This window comes from Paenibacillus sp. FSL H7-0737 (assembly GCF_000758545.1).
Lineage (GTDB): Bacteria > Bacillota > Bacilli > Paenibacillales > Paenibacillaceae > Paenibacillus_AQ.
This window is the reverse complement of sequence record NZ_CP009279.1, coordinates 2,340,375-2,366,503: the sequence shown is the minus strand read 5'-3', so window position 1 is coordinate 2,366,503 and position 26,129 is coordinate 2,340,375. Positions and strand designations below refer to the sequence as shown.

26 protein-coding genes are annotated in these 26,129 nt (G+C 44.4%); 12 read left to right on the top strand and 14 right to left on the bottom strand.

The genetic code is table 11. The features are described 5' to 3' along the window. Positions 1 to 158 precede the first annotated feature (158 nt). Positions 159 to 254, top strand: coding sequence for a hypothetical protein (locus H70737_RS09985; protein WP_042186834.1), 96 nt, complete (start codon positions 159 to 161; stop codon positions 252 to 254). A 120-nt stretch (positions 255 to 374) separates the two neighbouring features. On the opposite strand, the gene H70737_RS09980 is transcribed toward H70737_RS09985, so the two are convergent. Beyond that, positions 375 to 2,021: a degradosome RNA helicase CshA gene (locus H70737_RS09980; protein WP_042186833.1), complete on the bottom strand. Its 1,647-nt coding sequence runs from the start codon at positions 2,019 to 2,021 to the stop codon at positions 375 to 377. A 332-nt stretch (positions 2,022 to 2,353) separates the two neighbouring features. Here H70737_RS09980 and H70737_RS09975 point away from each other — a divergent pair, with 332 nt between their 5' ends. From H70737_RS09975 to H70737_RS09960, 4 genes are all read left to right on the top strand, one after another. Next, positions 2,354 to 3,175, top strand: a complete 822-nt coding sequence (locus H70737_RS09975) for a YitT family protein (protein ID WP_042186830.1) — start codon at positions 2,354 to 2,356, stop codon at positions 3,173 to 3,175. A gap of 192 nt (positions 3,176 to 3,367) precedes the next feature. After that, positions 3,368 to 3,556, top strand: a complete 189-nt coding sequence (locus H70737_RS09970) for a hypothetical protein (protein ID WP_036689649.1) — start codon at positions 3,368 to 3,370, stop codon at positions 3,554 to 3,556. A 230-nt stretch (positions 3,557 to 3,786) separates the two neighbouring features. After that, positions 3,787 to 4,995, top strand: a complete 1,209-nt coding sequence (locus tag H70737_RS09965; RefSeq protein WP_042186828.1) for a putative glycoside hydrolase — start codon at positions 3,787 to 3,789, stop codon at positions 4,993 to 4,995. Between the two features lie 143 nt (positions 4,996 to 5,138). Beyond that, entirely contained in the window at positions 5,139 to 6,512 is a 1,374-nt protein-coding gene (locus H70737_RS09960; protein ID WP_042186826.1) for an MATE family efflux transporter, read from the top strand. A gap of 65 nt (positions 6,513 to 6,577) precedes the next feature. Here the strand turns inward: H70737_RS09960 and pfkA are convergent, their stop codons facing one another. Both pfkA and H70737_RS09950 read right to left on the bottom strand, forming a co-directional pair. Then, entirely contained in the window at positions 6,578 to 7,549 is a 972-nt protein-coding gene (pfkA, locus tag H70737_RS09955) for a 6-phosphofructokinase (protein WP_042126307.1), read from the bottom strand. Positions 7,550 to 7,615: 66 nt separating this feature from the next. Beyond that, a complete protein-coding gene (locus H70737_RS09950) occupies positions 7,616 to 8,698 on the bottom strand; it encodes a tetraprenyl-beta-curcumene synthase family protein (protein WP_042193615.1) in 1,083 nt (360 codons plus the stop codon). A gap of 201 nt (positions 8,699 to 8,899) precedes the next feature. Here H70737_RS09950 and H70737_RS09945 point away from each other — a divergent pair, with 201 nt between their 5' ends. After that, entirely contained in the window at positions 8,900 to 10,147 is a 1,248-nt protein-coding gene (locus H70737_RS09945; protein WP_042186824.1) for an MFS transporter, read from the top strand. A gap of 212 nt (positions 10,148 to 10,359) precedes the next feature. Here H70737_RS09945 and H70737_RS09940 read toward each other — a convergent pair whose 3' ends face one another. Then, complete coding sequence (locus H70737_RS09940; RefSeq protein WP_042126303.1) at positions 10,360 to 10,557, bottom strand: cold shock domain-containing protein; 198 nt, start codon at positions 10,555 to 10,557, stop codon at positions 10,360 to 10,362. A 174-nt stretch (positions 10,558 to 10,731) separates the two neighbouring features. Here H70737_RS09940 and H70737_RS09935 point away from each other — a divergent pair, with 174 nt between their 5' ends. The 6 genes from H70737_RS09935 to H70737_RS09915 all read left to right on the top strand — a co-directional run bounded on the left by H70737_RS09935 (position 10,732) and on the right by H70737_RS09915 (position 15,409). Next, positions 10,732 to 10,965: a hypothetical protein gene (locus H70737_RS09935; RefSeq protein ID WP_036689271.1), complete on the top strand. Its 234-nt coding sequence runs from the start codon at positions 10,732 to 10,734 to the stop codon at positions 10,963 to 10,965. Between the two features lie 6 nt (positions 10,966 to 10,971). After that, positions 10,972 to 11,142, top strand: a complete 171-nt coding sequence (locus H70737_RS31020) for a hypothetical protein (protein WP_167348490.1) — start codon at positions 10,972 to 10,974, stop codon at positions 11,140 to 11,142. Positions 11,143 to 11,362: 220 nt separating this feature from the next. Continuing rightward, entirely contained in the window at positions 11,363 to 13,153 is a 1,791-nt protein-coding gene (gene pepF / locus H70737_RS09930; RefSeq protein ID WP_042186822.1) for an oligoendopeptidase F, read from the top strand. An 87-nt stretch (positions 13,154 to 13,240) separates the two neighbouring features. Next, the gene (locus H70737_RS09925; RefSeq protein ID WP_042186819.1) at positions 13,241 to 13,552 is read left to right on the top strand and encodes a LapA family protein; all 312 of its coding nucleotides are present in this window, start codon (positions 13,241 to 13,243) and stop codon (positions 13,550 to 13,552) included. A gap of 2 nt (positions 13,553 to 13,554) precedes the next feature. Further along, positions 13,555 to 14,595, top strand: a complete 1,041-nt coding sequence (locus H70737_RS09920) for a M42 family metallopeptidase (protein ID WP_042193612.1) — start codon at positions 13,555 to 13,557, stop codon at positions 14,593 to 14,595. Then, positions 14,579 to 15,409, top strand: coding sequence for a hypothetical protein (locus tag H70737_RS09915; RefSeq protein ID WP_042186817.1), 831 nt, complete (start codon positions 14,579 to 14,581; stop codon positions 15,407 to 15,409). The genes H70737_RS09920 and H70737_RS09915 overlap by 17 nt, the downstream gene beginning before the upstream one ends. A 54-nt stretch (positions 15,410 to 15,463) precedes the next feature. Here H70737_RS09915 and H70737_RS09910 read toward each other — a convergent pair whose 3' ends face one another. From H70737_RS09910 to hemE, 10 genes are all read right to left on the bottom strand, one after another. Then, positions 15,464 to 15,976, bottom strand: a complete 513-nt coding sequence (locus H70737_RS09910; RefSeq protein WP_042186815.1) for a tetratricopeptide repeat protein — start codon at positions 15,974 to 15,976, stop codon at positions 15,464 to 15,466. Positions 15,977 to 15,988: 12 nt separating this feature from the next. Continuing rightward, a complete protein-coding gene (locus H70737_RS09905; RefSeq protein WP_042186813.1) occupies positions 15,989 to 17,926 on the bottom strand; it encodes an ABC-F family ATP-binding cassette domain-containing protein in 1,938 nt (645 codons plus the stop codon). A 54-nt stretch (positions 17,927 to 17,980) separates the two neighbouring features. After that, positions 17,981 to 18,583: a TetR/AcrR family transcriptional regulator gene (locus H70737_RS09900; protein WP_042186811.1), complete on the bottom strand. Its 603-nt coding sequence runs from the start codon at positions 18,581 to 18,583 to the stop codon at positions 17,981 to 17,983. Between the two features lie 11 nt (positions 18,584 to 18,594). Next, positions 18,595 to 19,398 carry a DUF92 domain-containing protein gene (locus tag H70737_RS09895; protein WP_042186809.1) on the bottom strand — a complete coding sequence of 268 codons (804 nt, stop codon included), beginning with the start codon at positions 19,396 to 19,398 and terminating at the stop codon, positions 18,595 to 18,597. A gap of 23 nt (positions 19,399 to 19,421) precedes the next feature. Beyond that, positions 19,422 to 20,045, bottom strand: a complete 624-nt coding sequence (locus tag H70737_RS09890) for a fumarylacetoacetate hydrolase family protein (RefSeq protein ID WP_042186808.1) — start codon at positions 20,043 to 20,045, stop codon at positions 19,422 to 19,424. 36 nt (positions 20,046 to 20,081) lie between these two features. Further along, positions 20,082 to 20,813, bottom strand: a complete 732-nt coding sequence (locus H70737_RS09885) for a glycerophosphodiester phosphodiesterase (RefSeq protein ID WP_042186806.1) — start codon at positions 20,811 to 20,813, stop codon at positions 20,082 to 20,084. A 21-nt stretch (positions 20,814 to 20,834) separates the two neighbouring features. Then, positions 20,835 to 22,223: a CapA family protein gene (locus tag H70737_RS09880; RefSeq protein WP_042186805.1), complete on the bottom strand. Its 1,389-nt coding sequence runs from the start codon at positions 22,221 to 22,223 to the stop codon at positions 20,835 to 20,837. Positions 22,224 to 22,404: 181 nt separating this feature from the next. Then, positions 22,405 to 23,826: a protoporphyrinogen oxidase gene (gene hemG / locus H70737_RS09875; RefSeq protein ID WP_042186803.1), complete on the bottom strand. Its 1,422-nt coding sequence runs from the start codon at positions 23,824 to 23,826 to the stop codon at positions 22,405 to 22,407. Continuing rightward, positions 23,823 to 24,779, bottom strand: a complete 957-nt coding sequence (gene hemH, locus H70737_RS09870) for a ferrochelatase (protein ID WP_156113094.1) — start codon at positions 24,777 to 24,779, stop codon at positions 23,823 to 23,825. The genes hemG and hemH overlap by 4 nt, the downstream gene beginning before the upstream one ends. Before the next feature lie 35 nt (positions 24,780 to 24,814). Next, positions 24,815 to 25,876 (bottom strand): uroporphyrinogen decarboxylase, encoded by a 1,062-nt coding sequence (gene hemE / locus H70737_RS09865; RefSeq protein ID WP_042186799.1) that lies wholly within the window; start codon positions 25,874 to 25,876, stop codon positions 24,815 to 24,817. Between the last annotated feature and the right edge of the window lie 253 nt (positions 25,877 to 26,129).

Sequence of the window (26,129 nt, the reverse complement as noted above, 5' to 3'; positions counted from 1 at the left end):
TGCTTATCTTAACTATACCTCATTTGACCTACTCTTTTCCATAGCCCAACTTTCTGAATTCTAGGTCATCGTCTATACATTAAGTCTATAGAGTCCATATATTGGGATTGTGACCATAAGAATTTCCAAAATCACCACATTCTAAAGGAGGTTATTATATGTCCTCACCTGTTGGCTACGGCGGCTGGACTTCGACTGGTACGATCCTCGTATTGTTTATCCTGCTCGTTATCATCACTCGTACTTTCATTTAAATAAGCTGCTAATTCAATAAACACCCTTATATTTCAGCAAAAAGAAGACGAGAACCGCTATTCGGCATCTCGTCTTCTTTGTATTTTGATAAATCATCACCCGCGGGTTCTGATCAAGTATTAATTATCGAAATCTTCGCGTTTTGCTGGACGCGTGCTTGTGCTGCTTGGGCGAGTAGATGGTTTGCGGTCCGCACTGCGGTTCGCTCCACCATCACGGCCAGCTGCGCCATCACGGTTGCCTTTATAGCCACCGCCATAACCGCCACTGCCACTACCATAGTTACTGCCACCGCTGCTGTAGCCACCACGACTTCCGCCACCGTTGTTGTCACGGTTTCCACGGTATCCACCAGTGCTGCCACCGGAAGTACCACGGTTGCCACCATAACCACCATTAGGTTTGCGGCCACTGCGAATGTCGTTCTTACCACCACGACGTTTAGCACGGATTGGATCTTCAGGAGTCAATTCAATTGCAGAATCCTTCTTATCACCAGTCAGAAGCTTCATTGCAGCTGACAGCAATTGTACGGAATCATATTGCTCAAGCAATTGAATAGAAATACCTTTGTACTCATTCAATTCACCGTTCTCAACCATTTCAAGCAAGCGCTCTGCTGTTACGCGTTGTTTACCTTCAATAGCCTCAGCCATAGTTGGCAATGGTTTACGAGTAATACGGTGACGAGTAACGCGTTCGATCAAATGCAGGTGATCCATTTCGCGTGGAGTAACGAAAGACCAAGCTGTACCCTCTTTACCAGCGCGACCAGTACGACCGATACGGTGTACATAGCTTTCTGGATCTTGCGGCAAGTCAAAGTTAATTACATGAGTAACGCCAGATACGTCCAAACCACGAGCCGCTACGTCAGTAGCTACCAGCACATCAATGCTGCCATCACGGAATTTACGCATTACAGCATCACGTTGGTTCTGAGACAGGTCACCATGTAATCCATCAGCTGAGTATCCACGTTTTTGCAAAGCTTCTGCAAGCTCATCAACCCGGCGCTTTGTGCGTCCGAACACGATTGCAAGCTCAGGTGATTCCATATCAATCAAACGACTAAGCGCTTCGAACTTTTGACGTTCAGGTACTTCAACATATGCTTGATCAATCAGCGGAGCACTGATTTGTTTCGGAATAACGGAGACGTGTTGCGGGTTGTTCAGGAATTGCTGTGCAAGACGTTGAATGTTTGGAGGCATTGTAGCCGAGAACAACATAGTTTGACGTTCTTCAGGAACGAGCTTGAGGATTGTCTGAATATCTTCCATAAAGCCCATATCCAGCATTTCATCTGCTTCATCCAATACAACAGTTTGAACATCATCCAAACGAATGGTTTTACGGTTGATATGGTCAAGCAAACGTCCAGGTGTACCAATAATAATTTGTGGTTTCTTCTTAAGACCACGGATTTGGCGACCAATATCTTGTCCGCCATAAATTGCCAACGAACGAAGACCTTTAAAACGGCTTAGCTTACCGATTTCTTCTGATACTTGAATGGCCAACTCACGTGTTGGTGCCATGATAAGTGCCAGAATTTTTTCGTCTTCGCGATTAATCTTCGAAATGAGGGGGATACCAAAAGCAGCAGTCTTACCTGTACCAGTCTGTGCTTGACCGATCAGATCCGACCCAGTCAATGCCAATGGAATTGACTGCTCCTGTATCGGTGTTGCCTCCTCAAATCCTAACTCTGTGATTGCTTGTAGCACTTTTGGCTCCAAGCCAAATTCTGCGAATGTTTTCAAATTATTCATGCTCCTTCTATACAGTGGACATTCCACATGCTTGTCTGTATTCTTAAGTAGCGGTAAACACATTTATATGCTGTCCAATCATGCTCTTTTTTCTGCATGATATAGCGCTTTTGGGACGAAAAGCCTCCCTTTCATCAGGTACTTCATTGTACCTGAGCAACTGTAGCTTTACATCCGATGCAATGCAAAAATACCATTGTAACGTCCTACTCAAGAATATCCTGTACATTATATCACAACTCTAAGTAGGAATACCAGTGGGTTCCTTTCTTTTCATTGCATACATGGTTTATTTTTAAATTTATTTATAGAGGTGGATTTGCTTGTTAAGACAGATTTGGAATTGTATTGCAGTTATTTTTGGGGCAGCGTTGATCGCCAGTGGATTTAATCTTTTTCTAATCCCTCATCGCTTACTCAGCGGAGGAATATCCGGACTTTCGATGTTAGTGGGTTACTTTACACCACTAAACATAAGCCTCTTGTACTTACTCTTTAATATTCCATTGCTTGTAGCTGGTTGGTTCCAGCTAGGCCGGAGATTTATTATGCTAAGCATGTTATCCGTTGTGGCAACAACCTGGTTCTTGACGATCATTCCCGAATATTTGGTAGCTACTGATATGCTGCTTTCTTCTGTATTTGGTGGCGTGCTGGTTGGTATTGGCTGTGGCTTCAGCTTCCGTGCAGGTGGTTCATCCGGAGGTTTTGATATCCTGGGATCCATCATCACTAAATTCCGCGATTTCCCAGTTGGAAACGTGGTGGTTAGCTTAAACGGACTCGTTATTCTTGCCGCGGCATATTTTGATAACAACTGGAACTTGGCTCTTGCATCGATGGTATCTATATATGTAACTGGTAAGGTACTGGACATGATTCATATCAGCCATTTAAAGGTAACCGTATATATAGTAACAAATCGTACAGATGAGCTCCTTCAGCATCTAATGGGGCTTCAACGTGGTGTCACAAAGATTAAAACAGAAGGCGCTTATTCTCATGTTGAAAAGGACATGCTAATGACAGTAACAACCCGCTACGAACTTGCTGAACTGCAACGTATTATCCGCACGACAGATCCTCAAGCATTTGTAAATATTGTCGAGACAGTTGGTGTAATGGGCTCCTTCCGAAAAAGATAAAAACTGGCAATGAAAAGTATTAATTTGGAAAATGCACCAATCACAGAATTGTGATATATTATAATCACGCAGAACCCTAACAATTTCATAAAGATTGAGATTTACCCCTCTTTTTTCCAAGCACTTCGTTTTCCGATGATTACTGAATTCCATTCAGACCTATCGAAAAAGGAAAGGGTGATTTTTGTGGAAATGGAAACGGTAAAGCTGTCAGCAATCGTCATGAGGTGGTATCCTGATATGATGCCGTTTCTCAAACAGGACGAATTAAATTCCGTAATCGTTCTGCGTGACGGGCTTAGTATTCTGGAACCTGCAGATGCCATGGATATCATCCATTACAGTATCTGTGAACATCAGAATTCTGCGTATCTTCAATGAGTAAGCCGCAAGAGAAGTCTTGATAGTTGCCGCCTTAAGTTCGGCCATGTTGCCGTGTTGAGGCGGCATTTACTTTTTAACAATACGTTTAGAATCTGTGCGTCCCGGTTATATACATCAAGGATGGATTTTCAGACCCGATCTGAGCCAACATTATTACAACACTGTTCTTTTTAGAAGCAACCGTTCCTATATAATTTAGGAAATGTACATAAAGGGAGAGAATACGAATGAACATCACCTGGGCTCTACTGATGATGGCCTTGGGAAGTGTAGGCGTGCAACAGAATCAACATGACGCTGAAGTGGCAATTGCATTGAAGTCCGCCATGAATCCCCCCATCATCGCTACGCAAAATAATAATTCAAATGGTTCAACTCCAGCTCCAAGTGCTACAGCAGAAGCAAATGACTCACAAAGCATGCTACACGCAGATCCTCAGCCGGATGCGCCAAAAGTAAAAGGCATCTATGTTACCGCATACAGTGCCGGTGGAGAACGAATGGAAAAGCTTCTTTCTTTACTTGATCAGACGGAACTAAATTCTATGGTCATCGACATTAAGGATGATGCAGGTTACATCACTTATAAAACCGATAATCCTGAACTTCAGAAACTCGGTAATCCGCAGCCATTTATTGGCGACATCAACAAACTGATGGAAAGATTGAATAAACATGATGTATATCCTATCGCTCGAATTGTTGTCTTTAAGGACTCTATACTTGCCAAAAAGAATCCGCAATTATCCTTTGTTAATGCAGACGGCACAGTATGGAAGAATAAAGGCGGCGATAGCTTTGTTAATCCTTATAATGAAGATGTCTGGAAGTACAATGTCGATATCGCCAAAGAAGCTGTCAAACTCGGCTTTAAAGAAATTCAATTCGACTATGTGCGCTTTCCTGAAGGATTCGAAAAACGTGCAGACACACTTAAATACACCAAAACTAGCGATTCTCGCGTAGATATCATTTCTAATTTTGTGAAATACGCAAAAGCAGAGCTTGCTCCACTTGGTGTTCGTGTATCCGTAGATATTTTTGGATATGCGGCATCTGCTCCTGCTGAGGGCATAGGACAAGACTTCGTTAAAATATCCAAGAATGTGGATGTCATCAGCCCGATGATTTATCCGAGTCATTATTCAACGGGATGGTTTGGAGTGAAAGAGCCTGACTTAGATCCGTATGCTACCATTAAAGGCTCCATGGTTGATACCCATAAGAAGCTTGATCCTCTAGGCAGCTACAAACCTGTTATTCGTCCTTGGATTCAAGATTTTACAGCAAGCTGGCTCGGAAAAGGTCATTATATTAAATACGGTAAAAAACAGGTGGAGGATCAAATCCGCGCTTTAAAAGATGAAAATGTAGAGGAGTTTCTGCTCTGGAACGCCAATAACCGATATACCTCCGATGTCGATTATGAGAAATGATGTATATAGCCCTTATTATGTATAATTGAAATCAGGTATGATATATAAAGATAAAGACCCGGCATTTGCCGGGTCTTTTAATGGAGAAAAAGGGAACTTTTACTGTAATCAATAAAAACCAACAAAGAATGAGGCAAAGAACGATGATACAAACCACCTCTTTAAAACAAAAAGCAATACAATTCTTTCATATTTTATTTCCAATTCTGGTTACACAGATTGCTTTGTCAGCGATAACCTTCTTTGATACAAACATGTCAGGTAAGTTTAGTACAGCCGATCTGGCAGGTGTGGCGATAGGAACCAGTCTCTGGATCCCAATTCAAACGGGCTTAAGTGGAATCCTTATGGGGATTACCCCCATCGTCTCTCAGCTCATCGGAAGCAAAAAAGAAAAGGAAGTAGCCTATCAAGTCACACAGGGAATCTGGTTATCACTGATCGTCTCTGTAATTGTCTTACTAATCGGGAGCTTCGCCTTGTCACCTATCCTTAATTTTATGAATCTGGAGCCGACTGTAAGAGATGTTGCATTTCGTTTCCTAAGTGCGATCTCCTTCGGAATTATCCCGCTGTTTGGATATACAGTTCTCCGTAGTTGTATAGACGCTCTGGGACAAACACGAGTGTCCATGTTGATCACACTCATAGCCCTACCCGTGAATGTTGGTTTGAACTACTTACTAATCTTCGGAAAATTCGGGTTTCCTCGACTTGGTGGTGTTGGAGCTGGAGTGGCATCAGCTATCACCTACTGGGTAATTTTTTCGGTTGCCCTGCTGTTCATTTATCGGGTAGAACCCTTTGCAAGCCTTAGAATCTTCCGAAAGTTCTACTTTATATCGCTAAAAAGCTTCAAAGATCTACTGAAGATCGGTGTACCTATTGGCTTCTCGATTTTTTTTGAAACTGCAGTCTTCTCCGCTGTAACCTTGTTGATGAGTCGGTTCGATACTGTAACGATTGCAGCTCATCAAGCAGCCATTAATTTTGCAACTACGTTATATATGATTCCGCTCAGTATCTGTATGAGCCTTACCATTCTCGTCGGCTTCGAGACTGGATCCGGCAGGCAAAAGGATGCCCGTCAATATGCCATTATGGGAATTGGACTTGCGGCTATCCTCTCCCTGGCAACTGCACTCCTGCTCTTATTTGCCGGCCATCATGTAGCTGGTTTATACACTGATGAACCTGATGTCATATCATTAATTCAGCATTTCTTAATCTATGCGATCTTTTTCCAGATTTCCGATGCGATTGCAACACCTACACAAGGAGCACTTCGTGGCTATAAGGATGTTAATCCAGCCTTCATTATTTGCTTTATAGCTTATTGGATTATAGGGCTTCCTACAGGCTATGTACTTGCTACTTATACGGATCTAGGAGCTTATGGTTATTGGATCGGCTTGATCACCGGTCTTGCGATTGGGGCTACATTGCTCTTGACTCGGCTTGTTAAAGTTCAACGCCGTTATGCCACACAATATGCAGACGCTCAAGCACATCACTAATGATCAAAAGAATACAAAAAAAGGAACAGTGCGAAATTCGCAGCTGTTCCTTTTTTGTATGTTAATTATTGAGAAAGACGGGATGCAAGCTCGTACAACTCCACGTCAAAGTCTTTCTTCGTATTCACTACAAGATCGATATCTGTAAGGGTTAGTTCTCCCTTGATGATACCGCAACCTTTATCAGACTCACCTTCAATTAGTTTACGAACGGCAAAGTCACCAAGACGGCTAGCAAGGTTCCGGTCTCCAGGTGTTGGTGTTCCTCCCCGCTGAATATGTCCAAGTACAGTAACCCGTGCATCCAGAGAAGCATGACGATCTTTCAACGCTTGGGCCACATCTTCGCCTTTACCCACACCTTCTGCAACGATGACGATACTGTGACGTTTACCTCTGACAAAGTTGTCGCGCATACGATCCGCAACTTCATTCAAGTCATATGGCATTTCTGGCACGAGAATTGTTTCTGCTCCAGAAGCCAGACCTGCATGTAGTGCGATATCTCCACAATGACGTCCCATAACTTCTACAATGGAAGAACGCTCATGGGAGGACATCGTGTCACGCAGCTTGTTAATAGCATCTACAACGACACCAACTGCTGTATCAAACCCAATGGTGTAATCCGTGTAGGAAATATCATTATCAATAGTTCCCGGTAATGCCATCGTCTTGATACCGAGTTTACTTAGTTTATTAGCACCTTTATAAGAACCATCTCCACCTATAACTACTAGGCCATCGATGCCCATTTCATTAAGAATATCTGCACCCTTTTGCTGACCTTCTGGTTTTGTGAACTCCAGACATCTTGCAGATTGCAGAATGGTTCCCCCACGTTGAATAATGTCACCAACACTGCGAAGATCCATAGGGAAGATATCGCGATTCAGAAGACCTTGATATCCACGTTGAACTCCAAAAACTTCAATGCCATAATAAAGTGCGCTTCTTACAACCGCACGAACAGCGGCGTTCATACCTTGTGAATCTCCACCACTAGTCAGTACTGCAATTTTTTTGATTTTTGACATTCTGTTGTTCCTCCTTAAAGTTGTGCAATGCCCCATCCGTTGTATAGGTGAAGCTTCGCAGCCTTGTTACAAAAAACGATTGCGTATCCAGCGGCTATTAGCGAAGAAGAACAGCCTTGTAAGCGGACTTCCTCTCATCAGGCTTTTAGACACAGTGCGAACTTCCCGCTGTTCGCTAACTTTCGGATCAGATAAATAAAGTGCCAGCAATCCCTCAATCACCATACGATGCATAGATGATTCCGGAAGTTCACGTACATCCTTACGGGCCCACTCAACCATGGAAGCGATCCGACTTAACATGGTATCCGTGTCGTCATAATAATTGCAGAAATTAAGATCGCCGCCTGCTCGGTCCTCTTCCTGATCAATCAAATAATCCAGCATAATGTGCAATCCACAAACATGTGGAAAATATGCAGCTCGAATCGATTCCGAAGAAGACTTACTTAGCTTCGGATCACATGCAGATAGAAAAAGCATGAATACGCCTAAAGTAGAGCCCGTTGCAGCTGCAAACTCGTTCCAATGCAGATGCGGAGCACGGCTACCCTGCTGCTCCCACCATTCCTTCAGGGCTGTTTCCCTGAGTTCCGGGCGGATATGCTTATATACCTGCAAATCTGTATACAGCACAGCCAAATCACGAATCTCCGCTGCAGCAGCGGAATAACCTGGCAGCAAAGAGATCATCTCCTGGCATTTTCGAACTAGCCTATACAAGTACCCGCCGTCATTCTGTTCATCGCGAAGCGCATAATAATTGACAGGTTCAGCGTTTGGATCAATGGCATCCAGCATAGATTGATGCAGCAGCCTGAAATCTGCAGGATCAAGCGAAGTACTGCGATCACATAAGTTATCTAGATAATCACTGATAGTTTGATAAGCAACAATAAGCGGAATAAGTATATGTCTCATCGATAAATTGCCGGCGGCATAAATACCTCCACCTATGCAGTGAAACTCCTTTGTTTCAATGCTGGCAAGTGCTTGCTTCCGGAGCTCGGGATCGGGAATCCCATTCGCATCTTGGCGCCAGAAGTCCAGACTTTCTCTCACTTCTGGCAGCACGTACTTATAGACCCTGTTCATAAGCCCAATAGGGCCACGCGGGCTAAGGTAACGGCCTTGCTCTAATTCACTCAATGATAGTGCCTCCACATTGTTGTCTCCTTATCCAAATCACCACTTATTATAATATGATCAGACGTATTTGTACAAACAACAAAATCACTTTCGTAAAATTATGAAAGATTCAGAAATAACGCAATTCAAGAATAAAACACATAACCCTTCATTGCTTTATGCTATACTAGCCATATTTCAATCTCAGAGGAGTGCACTTTCATGTTTTCAAAACGGACCGGAAGCCCTTACAGCGATCAGAATTGGCTTCGTTCCTTTCTTTTTACGATTTATGGCACTAGCGTTCTTGTAGTATCCTACTTTCCTTTATTCTACACACATTTAGGGTTTAGCAGTTCTCAGGTGGGCTACTTGTATTCTCTCGGTCCCCTCATCTCCATCCTATCCAATCTCTTCTGGAGTATGATGAGCGATAAGCTAGGTACCATTCGAAAAATCATGTTTATTTTACTCGCGGGGCAATTAGTTACCGGACTTCTATTAGCCAGAGCGACCGAATTTTCTTCCGTTATGCTTATTTTGTCCTTTTTCTACTTCTTCTATTACCCAGTTTTTCCGCTTGCTGATACAATGGCCATCAAAATTGCGGAGCGACACGGACGAAACTTCATTACAATTCGTGTATTTGGCTCATTAGGCTATTCTTTCTTTGCTTTAACCGTCGGGTATGCGCTTAGAGCTTTAGGTGCTACTTGGAGTCTTACCTTATGTATTATTATCATTATAATCGCACTTCTAATTACAATTGGCCTAAAGGATGTCAAAAAAACTGTTCCAGAGCTCCCCAATCAGAAAGCTGTTACTACCAAACCAGGCAAGAAAGAGCATGGGCTTAAAGATATCCTTTTGCGAAAAGAAGTGCTGTGGTTCTTCGGATGTGTCTTTGTACTCGCACTGGGACATAGAATGAACGAAGCTTTTCTCACCATCAGTTTAAAGAACCTGGGCGCTGGTGAGGAAGTGATCGGCTGGGCATTACTTGCCTCAGCACTAAGTGAAATCCCTGTATTATTTATACTCGGCAAATACGGCGACAAATTTAAAGAACTGCCCTTATTAATTTTAGCCAGTCTCATGTATGCCCTTCGCTTTCTACTAATGGCGCTCGCCGATCACCCAGGCTCTATAATCGCGATTCAAGCCTTGCATAGCCTGACATTTGGCGTCTTTTTTGTAACATGTGTCCGCTATATCACTCGGATTATTCCTGATCGTCTCCGAGCAACCGGTCTTGCAATCTACACAGTTGTTTGGTCAAGTGCAACTGGACTTCTAAGTGGTACATTTGGTGGAATGATCTATCAGGAAGCAGGACGCTTCACCTTCTATATGGTAGCGGTTGGCTTCAGCCTTCTTGCTTTTGTAGGCTTTTTAGGACAGCATTTATTGGATACCCATCGAGATTCAATGCGTTATTTCAAGAATAAGAACAAAAAAGCTTCCCTATAATAGAACACTTCTGATACTCAAAAATATTAAAAGGTCTTTGCTATCCCTTCGCTTGGGAATGCAAAGACCTTTCATCTAAATTGATGTCTATTAGACGTAAAAAAACACAGTTCCCGAAAGAACTGTGTTCTATAGTTGGTAACCACTCTTGCAAGGGCTTGCCAAGTAAATTATATATTTATAGCAGACAGCTTAACTGTCTTTGCCGTTTCTTATAATTTTACTACGTTTTCAGCTTGCGGTCCACGATTACCATCAGTGATATCGAATTCTACTTCTTGACCTTCGTCCAAAGTTTTGAATCCTTCACCTTGAATTGCTGAGAAGTGTACGAATACATCTTCGCCGCCTTCTACTTGAAGAAAACCATAACCTTTTTCTGCGTTAAACCATTTTACTGTACCTTTCAATTGAACAACCTCCTAAAAATAACCGCCATATATGGCGTATAACTATATTATACTGCAATCTTTTACTCAAATCAATCTATCTGGATCTTTAAATATGTGATTTAATTTGCTTTTCCCTTGACCAGTGCGTTATCATTGAGCCAAAAGCCAAAAATCGCCAGGGTGGTAATGATAATGATCAAAAAACATGAAATATACAAAACAGACAAATGGAATATGATGACGGTAGAAGTTCAAGGACGTTATATTGTACTTCGCGAAATCTCCGATCAATGGGGAGAAGAAACACATACTTTCCTTAGTCGTCCAGCTATGATGCAGTGGGTGAACAACCGATTCAACAAAGAATCTTATAAAGATAATGAAGAAGAGTATAAAAATATCATCGCAGCCTTCAAACAGGTATAACAGAATATGAACACAGAAAATATCGCGATTTATGTTGTCCTAGTCTTATGTCTAGGCGCAGTTCTAATTATGACCAAGGATCGTGTCCCGCCGCAGTTTAAGCGGGGCATGGCCTTAACTGCAGTCATTATGATTCTGTTCGCCTTCATCTTTGTTATTTATAGCTTATTGGCATAACTTATACTTTCATATATTTAAAGAAGACTAAATATTAATAATCAGGACTTAATAGGGCATAATAAGCCGACTCTACTTTCAAGAGGAGGATGTTATGCCTATTTCACCCAAGTCCATCCCTCTTCTACTTGTGCTCAGCTTGCTACCGGGTGATTTATCATCTACAGTATTGCCGAGGGAGATTATGCCTACTACATCTCATCATTCTAGGAGGGTTTCTATGGAAAAATTATTGAAAAGAAGCGAAGTACCTGCTGAGAATCGTTGGAAGCTTGAAGATGTGTTTGCTTCTCAGAAGGATTGGGATGCAGAATTTGCTGAAGCTAAATCCTTAATCAAAAAAGCTGCGGATTTTCAGGGTACACTAGATTCCGCGGATGCTCTAAAAAAATGTTTTGAAATGGATGACAAGCTGTCCATCCTAACTGAACGACTCTTCGTGTATGCACATATGCGTCAAGATGAAGACACAGCTAATCCTGACTCTCAGGCTTTGTCCTCCAAAGCGAAAAAGCTTGGTATTGAAGCAGGTGAAGCCTTATCTTTTGTAACCCCAGAAATTCTGGCGTTGCCAGTTGAGAAGCTCGACCAATTCATCGCTGATCCGAACCTATCCGCTTATAAATTCACCTTAACTGAAATGAAACGTGAAAAAGCCCATGTGCTTTCTAAGGCTGAAGAAGCACTGCTAGCTCAGGTTGGAAATTTAGCTCAAGCACCTCAGAATATTTTCAGTATGCTGAACAATGCGGATCTGAAATTCCCTAAGATCAAAGATGAGGATGGCAAAGAAGTTGAACTGACTCATGGCAACTATATCAAGTTTCTCGAAAGTAACGACCGTGAGGTTCGCCGAAATGCTTTTAAGGCAGTCTATGATACCTACCGGAAGCAGAAGAACACTATCGCAGCAACGCTTAGCGCCAATGTGAATAAAAATGTGTTCTACTCACGAATTCGCAAATATCCTTCTGTAATGGAAATGTCACTCTATGGTGATAACATTCCTAAAGAGGTTTACACCAACTTGATTGATACGATTCACGAAAGCCTTCCATTGATGCACCGTTATATGAAACTGCGTCAGAAGCTGCTGGGTGTCGATGAGTTACATATGTATGATCTGTTTGCACCGCTTGTTGATGAATATAAATTAGATATCACCTATGAAGAAGCCAAGAAAATCACTAAAGAGGGTCTCAAACCGCTCGGTGAAGATTATCTGAATGTGCTGCAAAAAGGCTACGACAACGGATGGATCGATGTGTATGAGAACGAGAATAAACGGTCCGGGGCTTACAGCTGGGGGCCATACGGTACGCATCCTTTCGTACTGCTGAACCATAATGATAATTTAAACAGTATGTTTACACTGGCACATGAGATGGGCCATGCATTACACTCGTATTTTTCGGATAACGCTCTGAATTATCGGGATGCGCAATATACGATTTTCCTAGCAGAGGTTGCTTCTACTACTAACGAGGCGCTGCTAATGGATTATTTACTCAAAAAGTCTACAGATCCTAAAGAAAAAATGTATTTGCTCACCTACTATGCTGATCAGTTCCGGACAACGATTTTCCGGCAGACGATGTTCGCTGAGTTCGAGAAAATCATTCATCAGCGTGTTGAAGAAGGTGAATCGCTTACTCCACAAGATCTTTCGAGCATCTACTATGACCTGAATGTTAAATACTATGGTAAAGAAATGGTTGTAGATCAGGATATCGAGATGGAATGGGCGCGGATTCCGCATTTCTATAACAGCTTCTATGTTTATAAATACGCAACCGGCTTCTCAGCAGCGACTAGCTTTGCCAAACAAATTCTTGAAGAAGGCAAACCTGCGGTGGATCGTTACCTCGGCTTCCTGAAGAGTGGCGGCAGTGACTACTCCATTAATATTCTGTCTAAAGCTGGTGTTGATATGTCTTCTCCTGAGCCGATTCGCGAAGCGATGAGTGTCTTCGAAGATGTTATCGCTCAAATGGAACAGTTGACCAAATAAGGCAGAGAGCTTAGTATTGCATTAATCCCTTGCCCTATTTGGGCAAGGGATTTTATTCTGTTATATCCCCTGAGGAGGAAGAATTCAATGAGAATTCAATGGTCTTTAATTGCAGGTCTAATCTTTGCGCTGCTAACAGCCATATTTGCAGTCATCAACGTGGATCCCGTTCAAGTCAATTTCGGTTTTGATGTAGTTAATATACCGCTGATCCTAGTTATTCTGGGCTGCGCGTTAATTGGTGGAATCATCGTGGGTTCTTACGGTATTTTTCGCCAGTACAAACTACAAAAACAAATTAAAAGCTTAAATGCTGAGCTAACCAAACTTCGTGATGCCGACACTTCTTTAGATTCTTTTAACACAGACAATGATGGCCTGACAGGAGGACTTAACTAATGATTACTATTCAACCAAACGAAGATTACATACTCTCAATCCTAAAAAAATTGCTGGATACACCGAGCCCCAGCGGCTTCACAGCACAAGTAATGAACCTTGTTGCCGAAGAAGCGGCAGCATTAAATGTACCGCTAAGCTGGAATGAAAAAGGCGGCGTAATTCTAACCGTCCCAGGCCTAGATCCTTCCCGTACTATCGGCATCAGCGCTCACGTGGATACACTTGGAGGCATGGTTCGCTCTATTAAATCTGATGGTACACTGCGACTGACCTCTGTTGGTGGCTTCACTATGCACAGCATCGAGAATGAATACTGTGTGATCCATACCCGCAGCGGCAGAACCTATACTGGAACCATCTTAACCAGCCATCCATCCGTTCACGTATATCCAGATGCTCGTGATTTCAAACGTTCAGAGGAGAACATGGAAGTACGGATTGATGAGCTAGTATCTAACAAAGAAGATGTACTTAAGCTAGGCATCTCCGTTGGTGATTTCATTTCCTTCGATGCACGTGCGGTGATTACACCTAGCGGGTATATTAAATCCCGCCATCTGGATGACAAAGCGAGCGTTGCTGCCCTTCTTGGCCTGCTGGAAAGCATGAAGCGCGAAGGCTGGAAACCGCTCCACAACCTTTCTTTCCTCATCTCCAACTATGAGGAAGTGGGACATGGCACAGCTTGGATTCCTGGCGAGATTAATGAAATGATCGCAGTCGATATGGGCGCCATGGGCGACGATCTTAGCTGTAAAGAAACCGATGTGTCCATCTGTGCAAAAGATTCTTCAGGCCCTTATGATTATGTTATGACTGGCCGTTTGATTGAGCTGGCAGAAGCACTTGCTATTCCTTATGCCGTTGATATCTATCCAATGTACGGCTCCGATGCTTCCGCTGCCCTTCGAGGCGGCAATAATATTCGTGCCGCACTGATCGGCCCAGGCGTACACGCCTCCCACTCCATGGAACGTACACATAAGCAAGCTGTAGTAAACACTGCTAAGCTTCTCGCTGCTTATGTGGGCACTAACTGAGGCAAGTACTGGCAAGTTAAAGCAGCTCTGGAGACGTAGACAATGGCTGATAGTCTCACTTCTGCTGCTCATGATAGCAGTATCAGCAATCTCGATGTTCCTGTTTTCCAGAAGCCACAAGGAAAATCCCTTTGATGGTCTTCCACACGCTTACACTTATTTAGAGACCGTGAGTCCAGAAAATGTTCAACTCTTTATGATGTCACTTTCACCCGAAGATATTAAACTCAGAGCCGCTGGTGCACCCCTTCAGCAGGTGATTGCTTATGGGATTAATGGAGGCTTCTTCTATGGAGATGCACTTCTATCCATTGCTATCATGAATGATATCCCCACTAACGGTGTTAAAAAGGCGTACGGCTCCGGCTGGTTTAACGCTAAATATGCGCGCGGAACCCTGGTCTGGGATGGTGCCAGTCGTAGCTTTTCCGTACAGGTCGTCTCATCGGGAGAAGAATTGAACGTTACGGATCGCCAGCATTATTTTGCGCAAGGCGGCATTAGTATGAATCTGCAGGATGAGGATCTCTGGGAAGATGTGATAGCGAAAGAACATCTTCCTTATTCGGATGAGAAACGAATGCGCTCAGGCATGCTGTATGACGATAATGGCAAGCTGTGGCTGATTGTTACGCCAACACTCTCGACGGCGGCAGAGTTCCGTTCAGCCATCCTACAGAGCGTGCCTGCTGAAGGTCTCGAAGGTATTTTTCTAGATGGTGATGGCTCCTCACAGATGAATGCTGATGAAATCATCTTACCTGGCGACTCTCGTGCCGTGGTGCAAATGATCGCGGTGGACGGAACGAAATAAAGCAAAAAGAAGCGATACTCTACTATTAGAGATCGCTTCTTTTTGTGATTTTATTCAATCCCAGACTTGCTCCAGCTTATCTGAGTAATATGAAATGGCCTTACTATAGCTTCTTATTCCTTCATCCGCAGAGGTTTCAGCCAGCAATTTAAGCAACATCCCCATAGCCAGACTATGATCTCCGAGATTGTGCAAGGTCATTGCAAGGAACACCGGAAATTCCTTATTCTCTGGGTACTCGTGAATGGCCTGCTCCAATATTGCTTTGGAATTCTCATATTCTCCGAGTGTTCGGTAGGTGCTGCCCAGTCCCAATAGAGCGCCGACTTTCTGCTCCGAAGATAAGCCTAGTGTTAAGCTTTTCTCATAATAGGGTATTGCCTCGCGTTCCAGACCGAGCACATCATGCGTCCACGCTAATTGATACAGAAGTTCTGCATCATTACCATTCTGCTCATACAGCTCTAACAGCATCATTCTGGCTTCTTCAGCTTTACCTTCGTTTCGCAGGGCTACAGCTTCCACAAGTTGATTCTCCAAACTGAGCCCTCCCTTATTGTCACACATGGACAATCCGTTTTATGCTTTACCAGCGATTTTCTCTGCAAGCTCATTCAGATAGGTCCAGCGCTCCATTAGACGCTCCAGTTCTACTTCGGCAAGCCTCTGCTCTTCCACTAGCTCCTGCAGTCTCCCGGAGTCAGCAAACGCTGCTTCCATCTCCGCACTAATATCCGTCAAGCGCTGTTCTGCAAGCTCGATCTGCTCGTCAATTCCTTCATATTCACGCTGTTCCTTAAAACTGAATTTGAGTTTGGTCTTGGAAGCTGATGATGCCGCTGTGTTACTGACTGTTTCTGTAGTCTCTTTACGCTTTGCATTACCGTCATCTTTGTTCGATTCTGCATTGCGTGAAGGAACATTTTTGGCCAGCCATTCTTCATATTCCGTATAATCGCCAACATGAAGCCGAATTTCTCCATTTTCAAAGGCAATCAGCTTGTCTATAGTCCGATCCAGGAAATAACGGTCATGGGATACGGTAAAGACGACGCCCGGGAATTCATCCAGATAGTCTTCTAAAACAGCCAACGTGCCAATATCCAAGTCGTTCGTAGGCTCATCCAACAGCAACACGTTTGGTGCTCCCATCAATACACGAAGCAGATAAAGGCGTCTTTTTTCGCCACCAGACAGTTTGGAAATCGGCGTCCATTGCATCGCAGGAGGGAACAAGAAGCGTTCGAGCATTTGGCCTGCGGTAATGACGCTACCATCAGCTGTACGTATGACTTCCGCTTCTTCCTTCACATATTCAATAGCTCGCATGCTGTCATCCATATCCTGATGTTCTTGTGTAAAGTAACCCAACTTAACCGTCGCACCAAGCTGAACCTCTCCCTTATCCGGCTGCAGCTTACCTGCAATCAGATTCAGAAGTGTTGATTTACCGCTACCATTTGGACCTACAATACCTACGCGATCTTGTGGTACAGCAATATAGGTCAGATCTTTAATCAACTGACGACCATCCAGCGATTTTGACAGTTCATTGATTTCAATGATTTTGCGACCCAAACGTGTGGATGCCACCGAAATATCCAGCGAACCGTTCGAACTGCTTCCTGTACTTTCTTTCAGCTTCTCAAAACGGTCGATTCTTGCCTTTTGTTTCGTTGATCGAGCTTTAGCTCCACGACGAATCCAAGCAAGCTCCGTACGAAGCAGGTTCTTACGCTTTTGCTCCGCAGAGGCTTCACGCTCTTCACGGTCGGCTTTTAGCTCTAGAAAACGGGAATAGTTGGCCTCATAACGGTATAACTGTCCTCCGTCCAGCTCTAGCATGACACTTGCGACACGCTCCAGGAAGTAACGATCATGCGTTACCATTAAGAGGGCGCCACGCCGTTTCTGTAAATATTGCTCTAGCCAAGCCACGGAGTCCGTATCAATATGGTTCGTAGGCTCATCCAGAATAAGAAGCTCAGATGGCGTAATCAGGGCAGCCGCAAGTGCTACACGTTTCCGTTGACCACCAGACAGCGTATCCATCAGCGCATCGAATTTCACTATACCCAGCTTAGTAAGTACGCTCTTAGCTTCACTCTCCAAATGCCAAGTACCTGCTGCATCGATAGCCTGCCCAATCCGCACCAGTTTGCCTTCCAGTTCTGCATTACCTGGCTCTTTTTCAAGGCGAGACATGATCTCCATATACTCACGCATGGTAGCAAGATCTGGATCATCTCCGGCGAAGACCTGTTGCAGTACTGTATTTGTCGGCTCATAAGGAGGGTTCTGTGCCAAGTACTGCACTCGAACATTATTTCCGATCGCAATTTGCCCATCATCCGGGGTATCCAGACCGGCAATAATACGTAAAAACGTAGATTTACCTGTTCCATTCACACCGATCAAACCAATTTTATCCCGATCGTCCATACCAAATGAAGCATCACTAAAAAGTACTTTCTCTCCATAACTTTTGGAAAGATGTTCCACGGTCATAATATTCATGCTATTTCCTCGCTTGCCTTATATTTTCATAAAACCGGTCGCAGCATGAAGCTGCTATTCCACCGGTCTATCATCCTGACCTAAATTCAAGTAATCCATAGCCCCTTTAATAAAAAGACCCGCAGCGAAACCAGCGCGTTTATGCGCATCTTCTTCCTTAAAAGATGGATCGAACAAAATATCCATCTTCAGTCGATCCAACATCCCTATGTAGGACTGCGCCATAAGCTCAGGCTCAGACACACCGCCCTCCAGCAATACCTTCACCACTGCCTGCATATATTCTTCCATAAAAAGCGTCATATACGCCACAAGCTCTGGGTTATTGTTCGGTGCGCGGAAAAAGAGCTTCGTGTGTCGCTTACGCTCATAATAATAGTAAAGATGATGTTTGGCGATAATTGACAGTTTACCTGCCAAAGTATCACTAGCCTTCAGTTTTTCCTGTAATTGCTGAAGGAATCCCTCACAGTCCCGGCGCGTTACCGCCATGAACAATTCTTCTTTACTCTTGAAGTATAAATAAACGGTGCCCTTAGCAATTCCGGCCTGAACCGCAATTTCCGACATCTTCGTTTCGTAAAATCCACCTGAACCGAAGAGCTCGTATGCGGCATCCAGAATGGCAGTATGTTTATGATTGGACGTGCTGCTCATCGGTTCCTCCTTTAAAACATCATCCCACACAATAAGGCAATAGCCCCTCCGACGATAGAGCTGATAGCATTGACTGCATCATTAGTCATCCACTTCCAGCCACGTGCGTATTCAACCTTTTTACCGCAGTGATGTGTACTTTCCACTTCGCGTCCGCATACAGTGCAACGATTCATCTGCTGAACGGTTGCCCCTAGGATAGAATCTGTGAACGCACCCGCAAGTCCTCCAGTGAGTCCAGCCAATGTAAGCAACAAGAAGGATTGATCTGGCATGCCGGATATCATCCGTAGCAGCCATGAAGATGCACCGATAAGTGCACCTCCTGCGGCGGCGGCCAGCGTACCCAGGCTGGATACGCCACCCGAGGCACCGGCCGGAAGTATTTTGCCTGTCAGGACAGACCGAGGCGGCTTCTTGCTGAGTGTACCAATCTCCGTAGCCCATGTATCAGAGGTTACCGTTGCCATAACGCCGATAAATAAAAATTCCCAATGTTCCATCGGAACAATCGCATTCAATAGAACGAAAACCATCCCAAGCCCACCATTAGCAAAGACCTGCCCAGCATCTCGGCGACCTGTCTTGGCATAGGTCAGCTCAAGCTCTGCCTTATTATCATGATGAAGCTTAGACAACAGGCTTGAAGAGATGAAAAAAATCAACAATATTCCAAACCAAAAGGCATTTCCAGCACCAAAATAAATGGTCCCCATGGCTACCGCGGCAAGCATGCCGGAAAGGCTTAAGGATTGTTTCCTATAAGCCGCCCCCGCAACTAACAAAGCGCCAAGGGCGCCGATAATCCATAACATAGATTCATCTCCAACAGATGTTTTTAGCCGATCAGGCAAGTCCCCATCAGCTTGTCACCCCAGTACAATTCAAACGAATCTCCTGATACGGTAGAGCCTACACCTTCTGGTGTTCCTGTGAAAATCACATCGTCTTTACCCAGCCCGTAACGCGCAGCGATAAAATCGACAATTTTTTGGAGCGAAAAAATCATATTTTTAACATTACCTCGCTGAACTTCAACACCATTTTTTAAAACCGTGAAATCCGTTCCTTCCAGCTCTTCCTTGTCAGGAAACGCAATGTAAGGTGTGAGTGGAGCAGCGTTCTTAAAGCCTTTAGCCGGAGTCCAAGGCAGACCTTTCTTCTGCAGATCATTATGCACATCACGCAGTGTGAAATCCAGTCCCAGAGCCATAACATCCACCAAATCCTCCACGCTCATACCCGGTACATAATCACGCGCGATCCGTAGCACAAGTTCTCCTTCATAATGAACCTGACCTGAATCCTTTGGAAGCTGAATGACTGCTTTATCGAGGGAAACCGCCGCATGTGAGGGCTTCAAAAAAATGAGTGGCTCTACGGGGACATTATTTCCTAATTCCTCCGCATGTAGCTTGTAGTTCCGTCCAACACAATACAAATTATTAACAGCAGCGCACACAGACAATCAGCTCTCTTTCCCATCGAATTGGATTATTTATACTTTTAGAAATGTATCGCCCCATATATCCGGACGGTTTGTACAAATCATTATATCAGAATGCATATCTGCTAAGCGACGCATCTCTTTTCCTTTGTTCACTGTCCAAGCCATAATCTTCACACCTTGCTCCGTCAAAACCTTAGCCAATCTAGGATTTAAACGCGAGAAGCTAATCGACAAAAGAGAACACTCCAGTTCATGCAGCCTTCGAGCAGGATTACCAAACCTTGAATCAAAAATTAAGCCTGTACGAAAGCGGGGGTCTATTTCCTTGATTTTTTTCAACACATCTGTGTCAAAAGAGGTCAAAATCACGTCGTCCCGCATGCCTTTAGAGGAAATAAGATCCGTCACCTTCTGTTCGATGCCAGGATACATATTGCCCACTGTTTTCAGTTCAATATTGAGACGAAGTCTACCGGAGGCTAATGAGAGCACCTCTTCCAAGGAGGGCACCCGCTCTCCCCGAAAAGAACGCCCTTTCCAGCTACCCGCATCGAGACGCCGGATATGTTCCCAATCCATACTCTTCACCTTACCATGACCATTGGTTGTACGGTCCAGTGTAAAGTCATGAATGACAACAGGGACACCGTCCTTGGAGAGCTGGACATCCAATTCCATCCAGTGTACAAAAGGCATGGCAATGGCCATTCGGATCGCTGCTAATGTATTCTCCGGAGCTTTACCGGAAAATCCCCGATGGGCAACACATAAATTGTTCATCATAAGGACCTCCCAGGAACCCTATTTTGTAACTTGAGTCACTTTGCCGTCACTGTTAATCTTAACTCGACCAGCAGATAAAGACTCTATTTTTTTCAGCAAAAGCTGTCCGTTCACCTGATTCATGGGCACGGGCTGAGCTAGCTCAGCAGTCATAGGCTTCAGCTGTAATGAACATTGACCTTTTTTACTGCATTCCGCCTGAAATACAGCAGTTTCCCAAGTGGCAGGTACCGTTGATCTCGTAAAAATAAAATTACCAGTGCTGTAGGCAATCCACTTGCCTTTGTACGGCTCCACACCTTGCAATACATGTGGGTGACCACCAATGACAAGATCAGCTCCCGCATCGACAAAGCTACGTCCAAGGGTCTGCTGTGTATTATCGAACTGCTCTACCCGTTCTTTACCCCAATGGACAACTACGACAACCAAATCAGCTTTTTGTTTAGCTGCAGCAATCGCTTTAAGTCCTTCTCTACTATCATATACTGAAGCAAGCCCGGGTTTATTTTTTCCCGCCATCCAATCAGATGCAGGAATCACCCGTGTGAACCCCAGCAAGGCGATCTTAATCCCTTTACGCTCAAAATATTGCGCCGAGAATGCTTCTTTACTGTTAAGTCCAGCACCAACATAAGGAATGCCTCTTTCCGAGAGATGACCAAGCGTGTCTCGCAGGCCTTCCTCCCCTTGATCCAGCGTATGATTGTTCGCCATATTTACTGCATCCACTCCGGCTGCTTTAAGAGCATCTAGTGCTTTGGGCGAGCCTTTGAATACGTATTGCTTATTAGCGGCGCCAACCCCACCTGTGGTCACAGGAGTCTCCAGATTCACAACCGTAAGATCATCCTTCTTGAACATTCCATCGAGCGCTGCATACGAATAGTCGTAACCTTTCTTTTCGAGCAATTCCCCGGCTTTCCCCGAAAAAATAACATCTCCACCAAAATTCAAGGTCACTGTATTGCCAGAAGCCTGGTCATCTGACGGAAGTCCAGACACAGAACCACCATCTGCGTCTTGGGAGCTACCTTCCTCTGGCGAAGGGGTCTCAGTTGGTACAGGCGCCTGTGTTTCAACATTTTCTTCTTTCTTTGGCTCTGGTGTAGGTGAAGCTTCCGGAGTTACCGTTGGAGAAGGGATGGGAGACTCCGTGGCTTCAGGCGTTGCAGTCACTATAGGTGCTGTCTCCTGAGCAGTACTATCAGGCGTAGGCGAAGCCGTCATTTGCGCCACTGGAGGTGGCTCAGAACTTCCCTTGAATCTGTCATCCATAAGACTATAGCTGAGCGCCACAATAATCATCAGAAGTAGACCTGCATTGACCCACATCCAGGCCGTTCTGCGCTTACGTTTGCTCTTATGTTTGTTCTTCTGTCTAGAACGCGATCGCGGCGGATACATTGTTTCTATGATCTCCTCTACTCTCAAATTGGTTCTATTATAGCATACCTAGCACCTGTCCCTCCAAATACGAGAGTCCAGTAAAATAGTATAATCTAATATTTAAACAAAAACGGTGAAGCAAAAAAAATCTTCGCTTCACCGTTCATTATATAATTCTAGATCTCCCGTAAATGAACAATTAATTCGATATACGCTTTGCAGCGCTTTGTGCTGTAAGCTTAGCCTGCTTAACACAATCGGGCATTGCCACTCCATCATATCCAGCTCCAAAGACATATATCCCAGGAAGTGTGGTCTCAAGCTCCCTATGGAATTTAGAAAGATTGTCAAGATGTCCAACAGGATACTGTGGCATCGAATGTTCCGAACGAGTAATTTCCGTAAATATAGGTTTCGCTGTAATGCCCATGATCTCTCGTAAATCCTTACTCACTAGCTCCGTAAGAGCCTCATCTGGAAGGTGAACATTCTGCTCATCTCCGGAACGGCCTACATGACAGCGCATAAGTACTTTATCATCTGGACTCGTATGCGGCCACTTCGTTGACGTCCATGTACAGGCAGTAATATTGCGCCCTTCCTTACGTGGCACAAGAAAACCTGCTCCAGCATCATCAATTTCGATATCCTTCTTGTCGAAGGCCATGACTAAGTTCGCAACCGATACATAATTTACCGCATCGAGTGCTGAAACATCCACATGTGGACGCAAAAGTTCGGCAGCAAAAGAATTTGGTGTGGTGATATATATTTCATCCGCAAGTAGCCGTTCGCCACTTTCCAGTTCTAGCTCATAACGAGAAGCATTAGTTCCTGTAGCATGTATAGAGACCACCGCAGCTTCAGTTCGCTGTTCTACATCATGCAGTTCATGAATCAAGCCATGCACGAGACTTTGTAGTCCTTTTCGAAATGTCAGAAAAGTGCTGTTCTTTGTGCTCGTATTTGTCTTGGAGGAATTCTGTTCTTTAATGATTCCACGAATAAGACCACCATACTGCCGCTCTACTTCTCCAAATTGCGGAAAGGTAGCCTGTAGGCTGACTTTGCGTAAATCCCCAGCATACATACCGGCTAATAGCGGTTCGGTCAAATTCTCCATCACTTCAGTACCTAAACGTCGCTCAATCAGCTGTCCGAGGGATTCATCGTCATTACTACGCTTAGGAGGAAGGATCAAGTCCATCAGCGCGCGTATTTTGCCACCGAATGAAACCAGAGCACTTGATAGAAATGGCTTTAGTTCAGTAGGAATTCCAAGCACAAGACCGGAAGGCATAGGATGAAGCTTGTCACGCTGTAGTATATAGGTCTTCTCTGCCTTTGGATCTGTGTTCACCAGCTCGTGATCTAGCTCTAATTCCTTAGCCAATTCAATCATCTCTGTTTTGCTAGCTAAAAAAGAATCCGGACCCTTCTCAATCACAAATCCATCCCGGTGCAATGTTTCGATCTTCCCGCCAAGAGTCTTGTCTTTCTCTAGCAGTACAATATCAGGTTTCATGCCAGCTTTTTTGTAAAACTTACGAATGTAAAAGGCGGCGCTGAGTCCACTCAGCCCACCGCCTATGATAACAATTCGCCTAGAGGGACCAGTCATGACTGACCGGCCGACATTTGATTCAGTCTTGTACGAACAACATCGCTCAATACGGACATGTACGCAGGATCGCTGTTTAATGATTCAATCCGCATAAGACGCATATCCAGCTCTGAAGCTACGGCTGTTGCCTCGATATCAAGGTCATACAGCACTTCTAAATGATCGGATACGAACCCGATCGGTGCCACTAGAACATACTCTACCTGTTCCTTGCTAAGCTGCTGAAGTGTATCCAGAATATCTGGTCCAAGCCATGGTTCAGCTGTCCGTCCTGCGCTTTGCCACGTAAACTGCCAATTGGTTATCCCCACTTGATCTGCAATAGCCTTTGAGGTCTCCAATAGTTGATCTTTATAAGGATCGCCCATAGCTAGAATACGCTCTGGAAGACTATGCGCGCTAAATAATACCCTTATCTCATCGCGAGTAGCGCCTGCTTCGATATATTGATCTATTTTCGCAGTTACTCTCCGGCCTAGAACATCGATCAATACTGGGTGCATATGGTAGCTCTCCACAAAACCCATGTTGATTTTACATGCATCAGCCTTTTCCTGAGCACGTTTAATGTAGCCACCCACGCTCATGCTTGAATAGTGAGGGGCAAGCACAACACCAACCGCTTGGGTAATGCCGTCCTTCGCCATAGCCTCGACGCCGTCCTCAATAAACGGATAGGCATGCTTCAAACCCTGATAGCAGACAAATTCAACATCCGCCCCAGCTTTATCCGCGTTTAGTGCTGCCTGTAATGCAGCTACTTGACGGTCTGTGTTCTCCCGCAGCGGGAATACACCCCCGACGATCGCTTCATAGCGATCTGTTAATTCTTTAAGCTGCTCCGCTGTCGGCGGATTACCTCGCCGAATATGAGTGTAATATGCTTCAACGTCTTCTAAGCTTTTAGGAGTGCCATACGACATGACGAGAACACCTATTTTTGCTGTCACGGATTCCATCCCCTTATAGATTTAATAGGCTATTTTTAAGAACGCAGTTTGGCTGATTCTTTCAATACTTCCTGTGAATATTCGTGAATATATTCCGTTAATTCTCTAAGCTTCTCTAAAGAAGCCTCCGGGAATAAGCCATGACCCAGATTGAAGATATATCCCGGCTCTTGTACCCCTTCATCAATTAACGCTTTCGCGTGCTCCTTCAAGACGTCCATCGGCGCTGTAAGTAAATACGGATCCAGGTTGCCTTGAATCGCAAATTTCCCACCGGTTCTGCGTCGACCTTCGGACAAGCTCACACGCCAGTCCACCCCGATTACATCCGCTTGAAGCTTCGTAAGACTCGGTAGCAATTCGCCAGAGCTTACGCCAGGAAAGTATATTTTCGGTACATCAAGATCAGATAATTCGGAAAAAATACGAGAAACCGTCGGTAACACATACTTTTCAAAATCGCGTGGCGCAAGGGCGCCAACCCAGCTGTCGAACAATTGAAACGCTTTTCCACCACTACGCACGTGACTGCGGAGGTAAGCGATAATCATATCGCCGAGCTTGTCCATTAGCATTTCCCAGACACGGGGTTCACTGTACATTAGCTCTTTAGTCCGAATATATCCTTTGGAAGGTCTGCCTTCGATCAGATAGCTGGCAATTGTAAACGGTGCGCCTGCGAAAGTAATCAAGGGCACGTCCAGCTCCTTATCCAGAATAGCAATCGTCTCCAAAATATGTCCGAGATCGCCTTCAACATCAATGGGCTTCAGTCTCTCGACATCTGCTGCAGAGCGAATCGGATTCTCGATCACAGGGCCAATATCTTTGACGATATCAAATTTCACACCGATAGAAGCGACCGGATTCATAATGTCTGAATACAAAATGGCCGCGTCCACACCTAGCTTACGCACAGGCATCAAGGTTACTTCAGCCGCCAACTCAGGCTGTTTGCAGATTTCAAGCAATGAGTACTTTTCCTTGATTTTACGGTACTCGGGATCATAACGGCCGGCCTGCCGCATGTACCATACGGGAACGTGCTCCGTATCCTGCTTTCTGCAGGCGCGGATAAAAGTGTCGTTGTAGGTCATGATAAGATCTCCATTATATTTTATAAGATTTTTTAAAATAAACGCTTACCGTCCTAATAAGGACTCCGATGGCGTTTATGCTTGATCGGCATACTTACTATTATGCCCTTTTTAAAAGGTTGTAACAAGCAAAACGAAGATCGTGGAATGACAATCCTATGACATTACTATGACATGTATTGCACTTTTGAAGCTAAAAAAATGATATACTGATAAAATGTCTATTTTTCTGTGAATCATGTATTTTCTGAAA

Coding starts and splice junctions, on each gene's coding strand:
- H70737_RS09985 (WP_042186834.1), top strand. CDS start 159: ATGTCCTCACCTGTTGGCTACGGCGGCTGGACTTCGACTGGTACGATC.
- H70737_RS09970 (WP_036689649.1), top strand. CDS start 3,368: ATGGAAACGGTAAAGCTGTCAGCAATCGTCATGAGGTGGTATCCTGAT.
- H70737_RS09965 (WP_042186828.1), top strand. CDS start 3,787: ATGAACATCACCTGGGCTCTACTGATGATGGCCTTGGGAAGTGTAGGC.
- H70737_RS09960 (WP_042186826.1), top strand. CDS start 5,139: ATGATACAAACCACCTCTTTAAAACAAAAAGCAATACAATTCTTTCAT.
- pfkA (WP_042126307.1), bottom strand. CDS start 7,549: ATGTCAAAAATCAAAAAAATTGCAGTACTGACTAGTGGTGGAGATTCA.
- H70737_RS09945 (WP_042186824.1), top strand. CDS start 8,900: ATGTTTTCAAAACGGACCGGAAGCCCTTACAGCGATCAGAATTGGCTT.
- H70737_RS09935 (WP_036689271.1), top strand. CDS start 10,732: ATGATCAAAAAACATGAAATATACAAAACAGACAAATGGAATATGATG.
- H70737_RS31020 (WP_167348490.1), top strand. CDS start 10,972: ATGAACACAGAAAATATCGCGATTTATGTTGTCCTAGTCTTATGTCTA.
- pepF (WP_042186822.1), top strand. CDS start 11,363: ATGGAAAAATTATTGAAAAGAAGCGAAGTACCTGCTGAGAATCGTTGG.
- H70737_RS09925 (WP_042186819.1), top strand. CDS start 13,241: ATGAGAATTCAATGGTCTTTAATTGCAGGTCTAATCTTTGCGCTGCTA.
- H70737_RS09915 (WP_042186817.1), top strand. CDS start 14,579: ATGTGGGCACTAACTGAGGCAAGTACTGGCAAGTTAAAGCAGCTCTGG.
- H70737_RS09910 (WP_042186815.1), bottom strand. CDS start 15,976: ATGTGTGACAATAAGGGAGGGCTCAGTTTGGAGAATCAACTTGTGGAA.
- H70737_RS09905 (WP_042186813.1), bottom strand. CDS start 17,926: ATGAATATTATGACCGTGGAACATCTTTCCAAAAGTTATGGAGAGAAA.
- H70737_RS09900 (WP_042186811.1), bottom strand. CDS start 18,583: ATGAGCAGCACGTCCAATCATAAACATACTGCCATTCTGGATGCCGCA.
- H70737_RS09895 (WP_042186809.1), bottom strand. CDS start 19,398: ATGTTATGGATTATCGGCGCCCTTGGCGCTTTGTTAGTTGCGGGGGCG.
- H70737_RS09885 (WP_042186806.1), bottom strand. CDS start 20,813: ATGAACAATTTATGTGTTGCCCATCGGGGATTTTCCGGTAAAGCTCCG.
- H70737_RS09880 (WP_042186805.1), bottom strand. CDS start 22,223: ATGTATCCGCCGCGATCGCGTTCTAGACAGAAGAACAAACATAAGAGC.
- hemG (WP_042186803.1), bottom strand. CDS start 23,826: ATGACTGGTCCCTCTAGGCGAATTGTTATCATAGGCGGTGGGCTGAGT.
- hemE (WP_042186799.1), bottom strand. CDS start 25,876: ATGACCTACAACGACACTTTTATCCGCGCCTGCAGAAAGCAGGATACG.